We start from the raw sequence: 14,564 nt of genomic DNA on the forward strand, positions 1-14,564 counted from the left end.
CCAACCTACAAAACATACCTCCGTGTTTATCCATGTAATCCGTGGCTAATTCAAAATCACTTCACAGCCAGTAGCTTAAAGGCTACAATCGAAATATAGCTTTTTAGGTTACTTACTATGTATCAAATTTTACTAACAGATAATTTTGTTAAATGGCTAGACAACCTAAGAGACCCAACTACTAAACGTCGCCTTGCACGCCGTTTAGAAAAAGCAGAACAAGGTAATCTTGGTGATGTTAAACCTATTGGAGAAAATGTAAGTGAGATGCGAGAGCATTTTGGTCCAATTTGGCGTAGGTATTATTTACCAAGAGGCGATACGCTTGTTGTCATGCTCGGTGGTGGCGATAAATCCTCCCAAAAGAAAGACATTAAGCTTTCCATTGAGCTGGCGAAGCAGATAGAGGACACATTGTGATTAAATTAAATGAACTAAAACGCTTTGATATGGCTGATTACTTAGATAGTGAAGAAGCAATTGCAGAATACCTAAGCATTGTAATTAATGAAGATGACCCAGCCGCATTTATTCAAGCTCTGGGAACTGTTGCCCGTGCACGCAGCATGGCAGATATTGCACAAAAAACAGGCTTGAATCGTGAAAGCTTATATAAAGCATTATCAGGGGAGTCTAGCCCACGTTTCTCCACTATCAATAAAGTAATGAATGCTATAGGACTAAAAATAGCGGTATTGCCAGCAGAAGAAGCCTAAAGAGGCAACTTGCAAAACATACCTCCGTGTTTATCCGTGCAATCCGTGGCTAACAAAACCTAGGCCTTCCCTGTAGGCCGTCCCTTTAGGGCGACAATTAATTAATATCATAGGTCGACCCTTCAGGCCGACAAGTTGGGCTAAAGCCGCAACCTCCTAAACTACCCATCTTTATAAGTTTGTACACTGTTGCAGTAAGTACGCCATTGGCGCATAATTTACCTATGATATTTATTGAAACCCCGATATTTACCAAACGCCTGAATGGACTACTGGATGACGATAGCTATGCTGAGTTTCAGCAGCAATTGTCATTCCAGCCAGATGCAGGCGATATTATTGAAGGCACAGGCGGTATCCGCAAAATCAGAGTGGCTTCTAGTGGCCGAGGCAAACGAGGTGGTTCAAGGGTTATATATTATCATTTCGTGACAGCTGCACAAATTGCGCTATTACTGATTTATCCTAAGAATGAAAAAGATGACCTGACACCTGCTGAATGTAAGGCACTGAAACAAATTATTGAACGGTGGAGGTAATACCATGAGTATATTTTTTGATGAACTTCTGGAAAGCGTACAACAGATGGATGAAATTATTAAAGGTGAGCGTGCGCCTTCTCGTGAGTTTTATATTGATGCTATTGAAGTTAAGGGTATTCGCAAAGCAACTGGATTAACTCAGGATGCTTTTGCCCGACATATTGGGATTGAAGTGGCTACGCTGCGCAACTGGGAGCAGGGGCGACGCGAGCCAACGGGTCCTGCTAAGGCATTGCTAACTGCACTTAAAAATGACCCCAAACACGTGATGCAAGCACTGATGCCTACTAGAGCATAATGATGACCAAAGTATATTTAGTCATTACTTTTTAAGTGCTTTTTTGCATTTTCGCGGATTATTTCAGGAGTAAGTTTAGTAAAACCACTCTTTTCGGCACGAATAAGCTTGGCACGTATCGCCTCAACTTCTTCATGCTGATGCCGAGCTTTGCGAATAAGGTCATTCACTACTTCACTTTTACTGCTGTACTCCTGACTCTCAACTTGTACTTTTAGCCAATCATCATTAGGTGGGGTGAATGTAATACTTTGTCGAGCCATGGTGTTAGTCCTCCTAGCGTTACTTATGGTGCATTGTTACACCAATAATGCACCAACTTCAAGCAAGTATTGAACCCCACTGGTTTCCAGAGACAGTCAGTTAATTAGGCACAAATTAAAACTAAACGTATCAAAAACAATGAGCTATTAAAACTAGCTTCTGCTCGCCAACTGTTATCACTCGGTGTACTTAACGAAGAGCAAATAGCCGAAGTATTAAACCTACCACTAGAGAAAGTTATTCAACTGCGCAGTGAGTAACCAAGTTAGCTTAACAAAAATGTAGGTCGACCTTCAGGCCGACAAGTTGGGCTAAAGCCGCAACCTACAAACCTACCCAGCCGTGTAATCTGTGGCTAATAATTTAAAAAGCTTCTTTGTCATACAAAGATAAAACAGGCTATCCTATACTTAAATAAAAGCTGGGTAAGACCAATGAAATTTGAATTTGATAATAAAAAATCAGCCTCCAACAAAGCAAAGCACGGTTTAGACTTTTTGCAAGCACAAGACTTATGGAAAGATAAACACCTAGTCACTTTTCCCTTGAGTTACGTTACTGAAGAAAGGTTTATTGCTATAGGCAAGATTCAAAATAAAAGCTACTCAGCTATTTTTACTTGCCGTAATAAAAAAATAAGGCTGATTTCAGTAAGAAGGTCAAAAAAAGAAGAGGTTAACCTGTATGAAAACCATTAAAGCAGAAGAGCTAGATAAAATGTTTGATGATGGCCAAGACATTAGTGCTTACATAGATACCTCCAAAGGAAAAAGAGTAAACATTGAACAAAAAAAAGTTGATTTAGACTTACCTATTTGGATGATAAAACAACTTGATTTAGAAGCAAAAAAACTGGGGGTCGCTAGGCAAGCAATTATGAAAATGTTCCTTGCACAACACCTTGAACCCTAAAAAAACCTAGTTTTAATATCTTAGATTGGATGATTAAACTGCCACCACCACTCGAGCTTCAGTTCAAACCTTGGTTGATCAAATCCAAGAGGAGAAAAAAATGCAGCGATTAACCAAGTTAGCTTAACAAAAATGTAGGCCGACCTTGTATGGAGTTTTTGATGGTTAATTTTGGGCATAAAAAAAACCGACCCCTTGAGGTCGGTTTTGTTTAGTTATTAGCCGTTAAGCCAATTAACTAGTGGGGCTTACCACTTGTAAGCAGCGCCCAAGGTTACAATAGATAGGTCACCTAAAGTAAGCGCATCTTTATCGTTACCAACAGCTACTTCACCGTAGGTTACAAAGTTTTTAGCTAGCTTGTAGTTAGCTCCTAGACCAAAATCTACACCTGTTTCGTTGCCATCATCAACAAAAGATACTAGCGCGTAAACATCACCTGCACCGTAGTTTACAGAGCCAGTTAGGTTAGCAACCATTGCGTCATCATTGCTTTCTACAACTACACCTGCACCAAAAAGATCAGTAGCATACATTGCGCTAGCAGCAATGATAGGGTCTTTACCATTGCCAGCTGCTCTACCATCTTCGTTATTTTGGTCTACAGCTAGACCAAAGCTTAGTTCATCATTTAGCTGGTAGGTGGCACCTAGTTGGATATTCCATTCTTCATCACCACTAGCTGAATCTAAAGGAGCGCCTGCGCCAGCATAGTTTGATTTATTAGAAGCATAGTGCTTAATACCTAAACCAAACTTGAAGCCAGAAATATCATTGGTTTCGTAAGCAATGGCAGTACCATGAGCGTTTACATCACCGCTATCAAGTGAACGGTAGCCTGCGTTTTCCATGATGTCAGCTTGTGAAGTCACCATGGTGTAGGTAATTGAATCAAAGTTACCGGCTTTAATCGAACCAAAGTCACCCTTAACACCTAAGTAAGAGTTACGTACAGTCCAGTCGCTACCAGCAGCTCCACCAGTAGAAACGTTGTTTTTAACGCCAGGCTGGAAGCGGAATTCAAAGTTAGTGAAAGCGGTCATGCCGTTATCTAGCTGTGTATCACCAGAAAAACCTAAACGCGAGCCTTGGTTCTGAATGGTGTTTTCACCATCGCGGTTCTCCAGTTCTAGCTGTACTTTACCGTAGCTAGAAAGTGAACCTGTTTCAGATTCGTAAATTTTTACTGCAGCGTTAGCAGAGGTTGCTGCAAGGGCAGCGATAGATGCAGCAATTAACGTCTTTTTCATTTTTACTTCCTATTTAAAATGGATTAATCCAGTACAAATTGTTCTAACCTTCGTTTAAGATTTCTAAGTCTTTTAGAATGGTTAGTCCAAAAATCTTTCGCCAGATAACAATAGTTACTATTTAAGAATAATGCAACCCCTTGTTGGATGATTACTAAGACTTTCCTCCTGTTATCAGTAATATTTATGGCATAAGTATAAGTTTGCTTAGTATTTACGCTAGAGTTTGGGTTAAATAGGTCGGCCTAAAGACCGACCTTGAATTAGTGGATTATACTAACTTAAGCGTAATTGTATTTTGTTGCTGTTAGATGACAGTTAAGTAATAGCTAAAGCTTATTCTGAAAATAAGCGGGGGGAATAATAAATGCAGTGGATAGCGGTGTGTAAAGAAGAGGAACTAGCCGAGGGTACGTTTGTTGTTGTTGAAAACGATGATGGCGATGAAGTGCTGGTTGCCCGTGCCGAAGGCGATCTTTTAGCGGTGGTTAATGCTTGCTCTCACGATGGTCGGGGTTTTGAAGGTGGCTGCATTGAAGCTGGCTTATTAATTTGCCCACGCCACGGCTCGCGCTTTTGCTTGCGTAGTGGCAAGGTGCTTACTCCACCTGCTTATAGCGATATAGAAACCTTTAAGGTGAAAAGTGAAGCGGGCATTATTTTAGTGCAGGCTTAAACCCCTTGTGCCGAGTGACTCTAGTTCGAAGTGATTAAATGCCCCTGGGCTGCTAATTAGCTTAACCAATTTGGCTTTTTCTACGCCTTGGCTATAGCTAATTTCAACTTTTTGCCCTTCACGAAAGGGTAAGAGGGGCGTTATTAAACCAGCAGGAATGCCAAGCACTTGCAGTTCTGGAATTAAAAAACCGGGCATAAAGTCTCTTGGTTCACCTATTTTTATAATGGGTTTAACCGCACAGGGCTGCATTCTACCGCCTAGGCGCTCTATGCCCATTTGCAACCCTTGGTTTGCATCTTTTACCCAACGAATTAAACCCGCTTGCCAAGGGTCGCTGGGCTGTTCTCTAAAAGCCACTAGCTCGCCGGTTTTTAATAGGGGTACTTCTTCGCCCTGCCAAAAAATACAATAACCCGTTGCACTGGCGTTTACCTGTTCTAATGAATAAATAGGGTGGCGTTTGTTTAGTTCTTCATCTAAGGATGTGCTTAGGTTGGTTTCTATTTCTACTGCTTGCATATAGCCATTGCTGGTGTTTTCACCTGCATCAAAAGCTGCGTCCCAAGGGTCGTCTTGGGTTGTCGACAAAAAGGGGTTGTCTTTTATTTGCTTATTGAGGTTGCTGCCTGCCACTAGGCTTTCTAGTGGGCGCTTGTTGTTCATATGAAAGTGCACGCTACGTAAACCTAGTACCAGTTCTATGGGGTCGTTAGTATCCACACGGGGAGTTATGCGGGTGTGTACTTCACCTAAACTGGTGGCTAGGTGTTGGGTAAGGCGCTTGCTTAAGCTGGTGTGCGCTAAGCTGGCATTCAGTGTTTCGGTTAAAATGCGTGTGTCTAAACTTAAACCTCTGGCTTTTGAAGCTGCACTGGTTGGTTCTTCTGTTGGTTTGTTTTTGGGGTTGGTTCGTTTGGGTACAAACTGGTTAGCTGCACTTATAACAAAGAGTTGGTTAGGGTGGTCTTCTGCTAGGCGGTTAAGTAGCTGTGCCCATTGCCCTAGTAGTGGGTAAATTAACGTAATTTCATCGCTGCGTAGGGTTTCTGCTTGAATAAGCGCTAGTAAAACCACCTGAAAATAAGCTTGTTCACAGTTTTTTGGGCTGGTTGTTTGCCGGTCTTTCTGTTGTAAACGGCTTTGGCAGGCTAGGTGATAAAGCAAATTAAGCTCTGCCCAACTATTGGCTGGTGCACTAACGCTTAATAAGCAAGACCTAAGAATTAGGGCACCGCTTTCTAGTAGAGCGCTGAATAGGGCTTGTAATAGGCTGCGAGCTAAAAGGGGTGGGGCTAGTTGTTCTCTTAGTTTTAACAGATCATTCACTACCCGTTTATAACCTTGGGCTAGTTGGTGTTGTAGCTTCTGGGCTAAATCACCTTCTTGCTGTAAGTGGCTGCCGGTATCTAGGCTTTGGGTAATTTGTTTTACTCGCGGCTGAATAAGGTTTAACCATTCTAAACGGCGCAGGGGTAGAAAGTTTAGCTGGTTAAATTCTTCTAAAAACTGGGTTAGTTGTTGGCAGCTAGCTTCTGAGTGAGCTAAGGGCAGTTTTTTGAGCCAGTTCTCCACAGCATCTAAGCGCAATTCACAAAAGCTAAGTTGATCACGGTTAAGTTCAGGAAGATTAAAAAGTAACAGGCTCATGGGTGTTTGCTCCTAATTAAGTGCCAGCCGGTTTACCAAGTTATTACCACCCTAGGGGGGTTTTAGCAGGCTGGTTTGGGTATTCCCTTACAAGTTTGGGTACTAAAAAGCCGGGTAGTTCTGCTAGTAGTTCAGCATAAATCTGCCGCGCTTGTTTGTCATCTATTGCAAAGTGGGCTGCTCCGGCTACAGGGTCAAAAGTGTGTAAATAATAGGGCATTACACCTTGGGTAAATAGGGCTTCTGATAGCTCTGCTAAAATACTGGCTTGGTCATTTATGCCTGCTAAAAGCACACTTTGGTTAAGTAACCTAACCCCTGCACTTTTTAACCTGCCAAGGGCTTGAATTAATTCAGCTCCGATTTCTTGCGGGTGATTAATGTGTAACACCATAACTAGGGTTAATCGGGTTTTGGTTACCCAGTTTAAAAATTCTGTATTAATGCGTGAGGGAATAACTACGGGCAAACGGGTATGAATACGTAAACGCTTTAGTTGCGGTAAGCTTTCTAGTTGCTTAACTAGGGTTGCTAGGCGTGTATCGGGTGTGGCTAAAGGGTCGCCACCAGAAAAGATGACTTCATTTACTTTAGGGTGCTTTTGTAAATAATCTAAAATGGCTTGGCTACCGCTAGAGCTAAGGCTGTTTTGGGCATAGGGAAAGTGACGGCGAAAACAATAACGGCAGTTAACAGCGCAAGCACCACTGGTGGTGAGTAGTACCCTAGAGGTGTATTTATGGATTAATCCGGGTAGGGGGTTGTATTTGCTTTCTTGCAAAGGGTCGGTAACAAAGCCCGTTACAGCTTGGTTTTCAGCCCCTAGGGGTAGCACTTGCAGTAGCAAAGGGTCTCGTGGGTTGCCCTGCTGCATGAGTTTAATAAAGGGTTGGGGCACTAGTGTTTTGAAGAGTTGTTGCCCTTTTTTTAAGCCTTCTATACCGCCTGGTAGCTGTTGCGGATTAATATTAAGCTGCTGGCACAGGCTTAAAGGATCGACAAGTGCGCGTTTTAGTTCGTCGCTCCAGTGGTGAGTTTCGCTGGTTTTGGGTATCATAAGTGACCGTTTCTAATGTCTGTTCTATATCAATTAATTCTAGAGATCTTATTTTATGGCGAATTACGCAACTAACGAATTTAAGGGTGGCCTCAAGTTTATGCTGGATGCAGACCCCTGCTCAATGATTGATGTTGAGCATATCAAGCCAGGTAAAGGTCAGGCATTTACGCGTGTTAAGTACCGTAACCTAAATTCTGGACGAGTAGGTGAAAAAACATTTAAATCGGGTGAAAGTGTAGAAGCCGCCGATGTTATGGATACCGATATGGAGTATCTCTACACCGATGGTGAGTTCTGGCACTTTATGAAAACCGATGGCTCTTTTGAACAAATAGGTGCTGATGCCAAAGCTTTAGGTGAAACGAGCAAGTGGCTTAAAGAGCAGGAAGTTTACCTTGTTACTCTCTATAACGGTGCACCTATTAGTGTTACCGCACCTAATTTTATTGTTTTACCGGTAACTGAAACCGACCCAGGCCTTAAAGGTGATACGGCTCAGGGTGGTTCTAAGCCTGCAACGCTACCCACGGGTGCGGTTGTGCGTGTGCCTTTATTTGTTAATGAAGGCGACTTGCTAAAAATAGATACTCGCACGGGTGAGTACGTTAGCCGCGCCTAACCTTAGCGGTGGAGTAACTGTGCTACTAGCAAAATTAACAAAACGTGCCGAGCTGCTAGCTGCAACTCGGCATTTTTTTAATAGCCGAGGTGTATTAGAAGTTAATACCCCTGTGCTTGCACCTGCCGGTTCGACAGATCCGCTGCTTGATTCTTTTATTACCCAGTTAGAGGGTGGTTCAGTCTTGCCCCAGCAGTTATACCTGCAAACGTCACCTGAGTTTTATATGAAGCGCTTGCTGGCTGAAGGCAGTGGGCCAATTTATCAGCTAGGCTCCTGCTTTCGTAATGGGGAGCTTAGCCAAAGGCACAACCCTGAATTTTTAATGCTGGAATGGTACCGTCCTGGTTGGAATTTAACTGAACTAGAAGCTGAATGCTGTGCTTTGGTTGATGCCTTGTTAGGTGCAGCTAGTTACCAGCGTATGACTTACCGCCAAGCTTTTATAGATTATGTTGGTTTAAATCCTTTTACTGCTAGTTTGGCTGAATTACGCCAAACCTGCGTAGCGGTTTCAGCTATAGCAGCTGAACAGCTAGATAGGGATGCTTGTTTAGATTTACTGGTTAGCCATGTATTAGAACCCGCCTTAAAAGCCCTAAATCGGGTTATTCTTTATGAATTTCCAGCTAACCAAGCCGCCTTAGCCCAAATTCACCCAGATGCTTATGGCAACCCAGTGGCTAGTCGTTTTGAACTGTATGTTAACGGCTTAGAGTTAGCCAATGCTTACCAAGAACTCACCTCTGCCAGTGAGCAAGCCGCTCGCTTTGCCGCAGACAATGCCCAGCGCCTTGCCTTGGGTAAACCCCAAGTAACCGCTGATGCTAAGTTGGTGGCAGCCTTAGAAAAGGGCTTGCCTGATTGCAGTGGCATTGCTTTAGGTTTTGATCGGTTAATTATGTTGGCTAGGGGGGCGGCGAGTTTAGATGAAGTGCAAACCTTTAGTGCTTACCGTTGGTAAATAACGACTTTAGAGTAAATTATGGATTCAGTGACTTATCATCGTTTTGTGGAAATTCCTTTTTCTTTATTAGAAGCCGAAACACTAAACGCTTTGTTGGAAGTTTTTGTAACCCGCCAAGGTTACGACACCACCACAGAAGAAGGCCTAGCTAACTGGACTGAAGACTTAAAAAAGCAGTTAAGTAAAGGTGAGCTAGTAATACTGCATGATATAGAAACTGAAACCACCGAAGTAATGACCTTGAAACAAGCCAAAAGCTTTATTGAAGGCTTAGGTTAAAGCCAGTTTTGTTGGGCTAAAGCCCAACCTACAGGTGGTTGATTTGTAGGTCAGTCTTTAGGCTGGCGAGTTTTTTAGGTTTTGTAGGTCAGTCTTTAGGCTGACATTTTGTGATTGTCTAAGGGTTTAGGTTTAGAGAGTTTAAAATGACAAAATTTGCACATAAGTTTTCTGAACAAGCGGGTATTAACAGCCTAATGGATGATTTAGGTAAGGCGCTGGCAGGCGATGAGCCTATGATTATGATGGGTGGTGGTAACCCAGGCCATTTAGCGCCTGTGCAGGAACGCTTGCGTGAAGAGCTATTAAGCATTGCAAACGACCCTGCTGCTTTTCAACGCTTGGTTGGTATGTATGATGCGCCTCAGGGTGAAGCAACTTTTATTAAAGCTTTGGTCGATTTACTTAATGCAACCTATGATTGGGGCTTAACACCAGAAAACATTGCTTTAACCAATGGCAGCCAAGCGGCCTTTTTTATGTTGTTTAATTTGTTTGCTGGGCCTTTACAAGCAGGTGGCAAAAAACAAATTTTGTTACCCCTAGCGCCTGAATATTTAGGTTATGCCGATGCTGGTTTAGGACCTGATACTTTTCGTAGTGTTAAGCCAGTTATTGAAGACTTGGGCAACCACACATTTAAATACCGAGTCGATTTTGAAAAGCTAGAACTAGACGAGCAGGTAGGGGCTATTTGTGTTTCTCGCCCAACCAACCCCACAGGTAATGTACTAACAGACAAGGAAGTAAAAAAACTGCATAAGTTAGCTGGTGAGTGGGATATTCCATTAATTTTAGACGGAGCTTATGGCAGCCCTTTTCCTGAATTAATTTATACCCAAGTAACGCCTTTTTGGGATGAGCAGGTGGTTTTGTGTTTAAGCCTTTCTAAATTAGGCTTGCCAGCGGTGCGCACGGGCATTGTTATTGCTAAGGCTGAAATTATTCGTGCTTTAAGTGGCGCTAATGCCATTATTAACTTAGCTACGGGCAGCTTTGGCCCACAACTGGTAGAGCCACTAGTTAGAAGTGGTGAAATTTTAAGTTTAAGCCGTGAAGAAGTACGCCCTTGGTACGAAGCTAAAATGCACAAGGCCGTTGCAGTATTAAACGAAGCTTTAGCAGAAGACTGCCCTTGGTATGTGCACCAGCCAGAAGGCGCTATGTTTTTATGGTTGTGGTTTCCTGATTTACCCATTTCTAGCTATGAGCTTTACTTACGCTTAAAAGCACGCGGTGTGCTGGTGGTTTCTGGGCATTACTTTTTTCCGGGTATGGAAGATAAGGGCGACTGGCCACACCGCCATGAATGCCTGAGAGTGACCTATTCTCAAGACGATGAGCAGGTAGCCGCAGGCATAAGAATGATTGCTGAAGAAGTTAAGCAGGCTTTTGCAAGCGCAGGTGTTTAAGCCCTTGTTGATACATTTGCCAAGCTAAAATGCCGGCCAATAAATTCCCTACCAAAGCGCCGGTAAATAAACTGTTGATGCCGCCTAAATAAGCGCCTGCCCACAAAAAGGGTAGGTAGCAAACAAATAGACGCAAAATAGAAATAATTAACGCTCTTACGGGTAAGCCTAACGCATTGCTGGCGGAAACCATAAGAATGCAAACCCCTAGCCCTGAATAGCTAAAGGGTAGTTTTAGCAGGTAATCCATCACTAGGGTAGAAACTTCAATGTCTTTAGTGAGTAGCTGAGTTAAAGGTTTGCTTAGGGCTAACCAAATAACGGCTATGGCTAGTTGCCAAACAATAATAAAACGCACCGCTAAACGAATTAACTCTTCTATGGCTTGCCAATCTTTAGCACCCGCAAAGCGACCTAGTAAGGGCGGTAAAGACATGGTGAGTGCCAGCACTATTACTAGAGAGAACATTTCTAAACGCGCACCTAAACCCCAAGCTGCCACTGCAGCAACACCAAAACTTGCCACTAGCCCCGTAGCTAAAAGTGCAGCAACGGCTGGCATCAGTTGGCTAAGGGCTGCTGGACCTGCCATAGCAAATAGGCCGCGTATTTCGGCTAAGCGATTAAGCTGGGTAAAATTTAAGCTAATGAGGTTTCTTTTCCATAGGCGTGGAAAGGTAAATATTCCACCCAGTGTAAAAGCTGCCACGGTTGCCCAAGCTGCGCCATTTAAGCCCCAGCCAAAGGTGAAAATGAAGAGTGGATCTAAAATTAGGTTAAGGCAGCTTACCAACACCATCATTAAACCAGTAAAGCGGGTATCGCCATTGGCACGGTGTTGGCTGTAGCCTAGGTAAATAACAGCGCCTAACCAAGCGCTCAGTAACCAAGGTACCCAGTAGCTTTCTATCATGGGTAGCAGGCTAGCATCGGCACCTAAAAAATTTAAAATAAGGTGTCTGCTTAACCAAATAATTAGGCTTAGTAGCGCTAACAAACTTGTGCCAATAAGTAGAATTAACCCACCTTGTTGTTTAGCTCGCTGATGATTATTTGCGCCAAGGGTGCGAGAAATAATAGCAGTGGTGGCTATGCCTAAACCTATTTGTAAGCCAATAAGAATTTGCTGTACCGGCAAGGTGAAAGCCAAGGCTGCCAGTGGATCGACTCCTAAAATGGCAATCCAAGCAGCATCGACTAGTTGGTAACTCATTAAGGCCAATACGCCAAAGAGCATTGGCCAGGTCATTTGAAAAAGGGTTTTACCCAACCCTTTTTCTTTTATTAGGCAGGTATTCATGCCTAGTTTTTTAGCTCTGCTACCCATTCCAACATGGTTTTATGCATGGCTGGGTTGGGTGCTTCCATAAAGGCGATAGTAAAACGGTCTTCTAGTTCGCAAATGCTAATAGAACGTGGGCGGGGTGCCATGGCTAGTGGGTTAGGTAGCTTAATACCAAAGCAAAAAATAAGCTGTTTAGCTGCTTTTATATTGGGTGCTATTTCACCTTCTGGCAGAGAACTGGTGTGGGCGTAATGATCAAACTCGGCAATTTTTTGTGCTAAAGGGTTGTTTTCCACTTTTTCACTAAAAAACTGCATAAAGTCATCCACACTAGCAAATGGAGTGTCGCTTTTTAAAATATCTACATGGTGAGTAGGGTACTTTTCCATAAAGTTAGTAAATTGCATGGTTTAAATTCCTGAGTGTCTGAGTAGGGCATCTATCTTAGGTTCTCTGCCACGAAAGTTTATAAAAAGTTCCATAGCGTCTTGTGAGCCGCCTTTTTCTAAAATACTTTGGCAGAAGCGTAGACCCGTTTGCGGGTTAAAAGTGCCTTCTTCTTCAAAAGCACTAAACGCATCGGCAGATAATACTTCAGCCCATTTGTAGCTGTAATAACCAGCAGCATAACCACCAGCAAAAATGTGTGCAAAACCGTTTTGAAAGCGGTTGAAAGCTGCTGTGGGCACAACACTTACCGCTTGGCGTACTTCATTAAGCAGGGCTTGAATGGCTGCCGCTTTGTGTTGTTTTAGTTCTAGGTGCAGGCGGAAATCGAATATAGAAAATTCTAGCTGGCGCACCATTTGCATGGCTGACTGGAAATTTTTGGCAGCCAGCATTTTATCAAACATGGCTTGGGGTAGGGGTTCGCCTGTTTCTACGTGGGCGGTCATTAGGTCTAGGCCTTCTTTTTCCCAGCAGAAGTTTTCCATAAACTGGCTGGGTAGCTCTACCGCATCCCAAGCCACACCGTTAATACCTGCAACATCGGCGACTTCAACCTGAGTAAGCAGGTGATGTAAGCCATGACCAAACTCGTGAAAGAGGGTGGTCACTTCGTTATGCGTTAGTAGGCTGGGTTGTTCGCCAACGGGGGGGGTAAAGTTGCAAGTTAAATAGGCAACGGGTAACTGAATTTTACCTTCAGTGGTGCGGCGGCGATCACGGCAGACATCCATCCAAGCGCCACCACGCTTGCCTTCGCGGGCGTATAAGTCTAAATAAAATCCAGCTATTTGTTCACCTTTACGCAGCACTTGGTAGTAGTGGGCATCTTTATGCCAAGTGCTTACTTGAGTATCTTTTTTAAACTCAACATTAAATAGCTGACCTGCCACTTTAAATAGGCCTTGAATAACTTTTTCAGCAGGAAACCAAGGGCGGAGTTCTTCTTGGCTAAGGGCGTAGCGTTCTAGGCGAAGCTTTTCTGAGTAATAACCTACATCCCAAGGTTCTAAGTTATCCACACCTAGCTGTTGGGCAAATTCTTTTAGTTCAGCAAATTCCTGCTTGGCTTGGGGGTAAGATTTAGCCGCTAGGTTTTGTAAGAATTCCATCACCTCTTCTGGGCTACGCGCCATTTTCTTTTCAACAGAAAGGTGGGCGTAGGATTCAAAACCTAGTAGTTGTGCTTTCTCTTCTTTTAATGCCAGAATTTCTTCCATTAAAGGCGCGTTATCCCACTGGCTGGCGCTCGATTTTTGACCAGCAGGTGCTTGATCGGAAGCGCGGGTTACAAAGGCGGTATACACTTCTTGGCGCAGTTCACGGTTGTCGGCATAGGTCATAACAGGTTGAAAACTGGGGAAGTCGAGGGTGAATAACCAACCTTGCTGATTTTTTTCTTTGGCTGCTGCGGCTGCCGATTCTTTGGCACTTTCTGGAAGGCCGCTAAGCTGACTTTCATCAGTAACTAGCTTAGTCCAGGCTTGGGTGGCATCTAATAAATTGTTAGAAAAGTTATTGCTTAGTTCGGATAGGCGCTGCTGAATTTGGGCAAAGCGTTGTTTTTTTGCTTCGGGTAGGTCTACACCACTTAGGCGAAAATCTCTAAGGGCGTTGCTTAGCATCTTTTGTTGTGCGAGGTTGAGTTGTGCTTTGGGGTTGTTAGCCAAGGCTTGATAGGCTTTGAATAAATCTGGGTTTTGGTTAAACCAGGTGGAATATTCTGCAAGTTTGGGCAAGCAGGCTTGGTAGGCTTCACGTAGCTCTGGGTTGTTTTTAACGCTGTTTAAATGGCTTACGGGTGACCAGCTTCTAGCTAGGCGGTCGGCCGCTTCCTCTAAGGGGGTAATGAGTTGTTGCCAAGTTGGGTTGTCAGAGGCTTCGACTGCTTTTAAGGTGGTTTCCACAGTGGAGCGGTTTTCTGCCAAAAGTTGCTCTAACGCTGGAACAACGTGTTTAGGCAGAATTTTATCAAAAGGTGGTAAATCGGTGATCTTCAGTAAAGGGTTACTGCTAGTCATGAAAAGCTCCATAAAAAACGACTGGTTATTAGTAGAAGGTGAGGGCAAAGCAGGCAAGTTTCAACTCAGGGCTTTTCTTAGCCACGGATTACACGGATTACACGGATAGTACCGATGGTTTTGAATAAATCATTTTACCCTACGCTGGCCATTAACTAAGGTAAAC

The 14,564-nt window shown here is 43.5% G+C and carries 18 protein-coding genes; 11 read left to right on the top strand and 7 right to left on the bottom strand.

What is annotated here, in order from left to right; all coding sequences use genetic code 11:
* The first annotated feature begins 117 nt into the window (after positions 1 to 117).
* The 4 genes from H571_RS0110490 to nadS all read left to right on the top strand — a co-directional run bounded on the left by H571_RS0110490 (position 118) and on the right by nadS (position 1,556).
* Complete coding sequence (locus H571_RS0110490; protein WP_027849268.1) at positions 118 to 420, top strand: type II toxin-antitoxin system RelE/ParE family toxin; 303 nt, start codon at positions 118 to 120, stop codon at positions 418 to 420.
* Positions 417 to 716 (top strand): addiction module antidote protein, encoded by a 300-nt coding sequence (locus H571_RS0110495; RefSeq protein WP_027849269.1) that lies wholly within the window; start codon positions 417 to 419, stop codon positions 714 to 716. The genes H571_RS0110490 and H571_RS0110495 overlap by 4 nt, the downstream gene beginning before the upstream one ends.
* 224 nt (positions 717 to 940) lie before the next feature.
* Positions 941 to 1,255, top strand: a complete 315-nt coding sequence (locus tag H571_RS0110500) for a type II toxin-antitoxin system RelE/ParE family toxin (RefSeq protein WP_027849270.1) — start codon at positions 941 to 943, stop codon at positions 1,253 to 1,255.
* 4 nt (positions 1,256 to 1,259) lie between these two features.
* Positions 1,260 to 1,556 carry a NadS family protein gene (gene nadS, locus H571_RS0110505; protein WP_027849271.1) on the top strand — a complete coding sequence of 99 codons (297 nt, stop codon included), beginning with the start codon at positions 1,260 to 1,262 and terminating at the stop codon, positions 1,554 to 1,556.
* A gap of 17 nt (positions 1,557 to 1,573) precedes the next feature.
* Here nadS and H571_RS0110510 read toward each other — a convergent pair whose 3' ends face one another.
* Positions 1,574 to 1,819 (bottom strand): ribbon-helix-helix domain-containing protein, encoded by a 246-nt coding sequence (locus H571_RS0110510; RefSeq protein ID WP_027849272.1) that lies wholly within the window; start codon positions 1,817 to 1,819, stop codon positions 1,574 to 1,576.
* A gap of 435 nt (positions 1,820 to 2,254) precedes the next feature.
* Here H571_RS0110510 and H571_RS0110515 point away from each other — a divergent pair, with 435 nt between their 5' ends.
* Positions 2,255 to 2,518: a BrnT family toxin gene (locus H571_RS0110515; protein WP_027849273.1), complete on the top strand. Its 264-nt coding sequence runs from the start codon at positions 2,255 to 2,257 to the stop codon at positions 2,516 to 2,518.
* A complete protein-coding gene (brnA, locus tag H571_RS0110520) occupies positions 2,505 to 2,732 on the top strand; it encodes a type II toxin-antitoxin system BrnA family antitoxin (RefSeq protein ID WP_245562344.1) in 228 nt (75 codons plus the stop codon). Before H571_RS0110515 ends, brnA begins: the two co-directional genes overlap by 14 nt.
* 248 nt (positions 2,733 to 2,980) lie before the next feature.
* On the opposite strand, the gene H571_RS0110530 is transcribed toward brnA, so the two are convergent.
* Positions 2,981 to 3,982 (bottom strand): porin, encoded by a 1,002-nt coding sequence (locus tag H571_RS0110530; RefSeq protein ID WP_027849275.1) that lies wholly within the window; start codon positions 3,980 to 3,982, stop codon positions 2,981 to 2,983.
* A gap of 367 nt (positions 3,983 to 4,349) precedes the next feature.
* Here H571_RS0110530 and H571_RS0110535 point away from each other — a divergent pair, with 367 nt between their 5' ends.
* Positions 4,350 to 4,658, top strand: coding sequence for a Rieske (2Fe-2S) protein (locus tag H571_RS0110535; protein WP_027849276.1), 309 nt, complete (start codon positions 4,350 to 4,352; stop codon positions 4,656 to 4,658).
* Here H571_RS0110535 and H571_RS0110540 read toward each other — a convergent pair.
* Both H571_RS0110540 and epmB read right to left on the bottom strand, forming a co-directional pair.
* Positions 4,644 to 6,308, bottom strand: coding sequence for a hypothetical protein (locus H571_RS0110540; RefSeq protein ID WP_027849277.1), 1,665 nt, complete (start codon positions 6,306 to 6,308; stop codon positions 4,644 to 4,646). The genes H571_RS0110535 and H571_RS0110540 overlap by 15 nt on opposite strands.
* A gap of 43 nt (positions 6,309 to 6,351) precedes the next feature.
* On the bottom strand, positions 6,352 to 7,365 hold the full coding sequence (epmB, locus tag H571_RS0110545) for an EF-P beta-lysylation protein EpmB (RefSeq protein ID WP_027849278.1): 1,014 nt from the start codon (positions 7,363 to 7,365) through the stop codon (positions 6,352 to 6,354).
* A gap of 55 nt (positions 7,366 to 7,420) precedes the next feature.
* Here epmB and efp point away from each other — a divergent pair, with 55 nt between their 5' ends.
* The 4 genes from efp to H571_RS0110565 all read left to right on the top strand — a co-directional run bounded on the left by efp (position 7,421) and on the right by H571_RS0110565 (position 10,645).
* A complete protein-coding gene (gene efp / locus H571_RS0110550; RefSeq protein WP_027849279.1) occupies positions 7,421 to 7,987 on the top strand; it encodes an elongation factor P in 567 nt (188 codons plus the stop codon).
* 19 nt (positions 7,988 to 8,006) lie between these two features.
* A complete protein-coding gene (gene epmA / locus H571_RS0110555; RefSeq protein WP_036218118.1) occupies positions 8,007 to 8,951 on the top strand; it encodes an EF-P lysine aminoacylase EpmA in 945 nt (314 codons plus the stop codon).
* A 21-nt stretch (positions 8,952 to 8,972) separates the two neighbouring features.
* Positions 8,973 to 9,233 (top strand): YheU family protein, encoded by a 261-nt coding sequence (locus H571_RS0110560; RefSeq protein ID WP_036218121.1) that lies wholly within the window; start codon positions 8,973 to 8,975, stop codon positions 9,231 to 9,233.
* A gap of 146 nt (positions 9,234 to 9,379) precedes the next feature.
* Positions 9,380 to 10,645, top strand: a complete 1,266-nt coding sequence (locus H571_RS0110565; protein ID WP_027849282.1) for a valine--pyruvate transaminase — start codon at positions 9,380 to 9,382, stop codon at positions 10,643 to 10,645.
* Here H571_RS0110565 and H571_RS0110570 read toward each other — a convergent pair.
* Genes H571_RS0110570 through prlC form a run of 3 tightly spaced genes read right to left on the bottom strand, consistent with a single transcriptional unit; the run spans position 10,614 to position 14,398 of the window.
* Positions 10,614 to 11,945, bottom strand: a complete 1,332-nt coding sequence (locus tag H571_RS0110570; protein WP_027849283.1) for an MATE family efflux transporter — start codon at positions 11,943 to 11,945, stop codon at positions 10,614 to 10,616. The two genes, H571_RS0110565 and H571_RS0110570, sit on opposite strands and share 32 nt — an antisense overlap.
* 2 nt (positions 11,946 to 11,947) lie before the next feature.
* Entirely contained in the window at positions 11,948 to 12,337 is a 390-nt protein-coding gene (locus H571_RS0110575) for a DUF6858 family protein (protein WP_027849284.1), read from the bottom strand.
* A 3-nt stretch (positions 12,338 to 12,340) separates the two neighbouring features.
* A complete protein-coding gene (prlC, locus tag H571_RS0110580; protein ID WP_036218122.1) occupies positions 12,341 to 14,398 on the bottom strand; it encodes an oligopeptidase A in 2,058 nt (685 codons plus the stop codon).
* Positions 14,399 to 14,564: the final 166 nt, after the last annotated feature.

The sequence above is a fragment of the Marinospirillum minutulum DSM 6287 genome (genome assembly GCF_000422325.1).
GTDB lineage: Bacteria > Pseudomonadota > Gammaproteobacteria > Pseudomonadales > Halomonadaceae > Marinospirillum > Marinospirillum minutulum.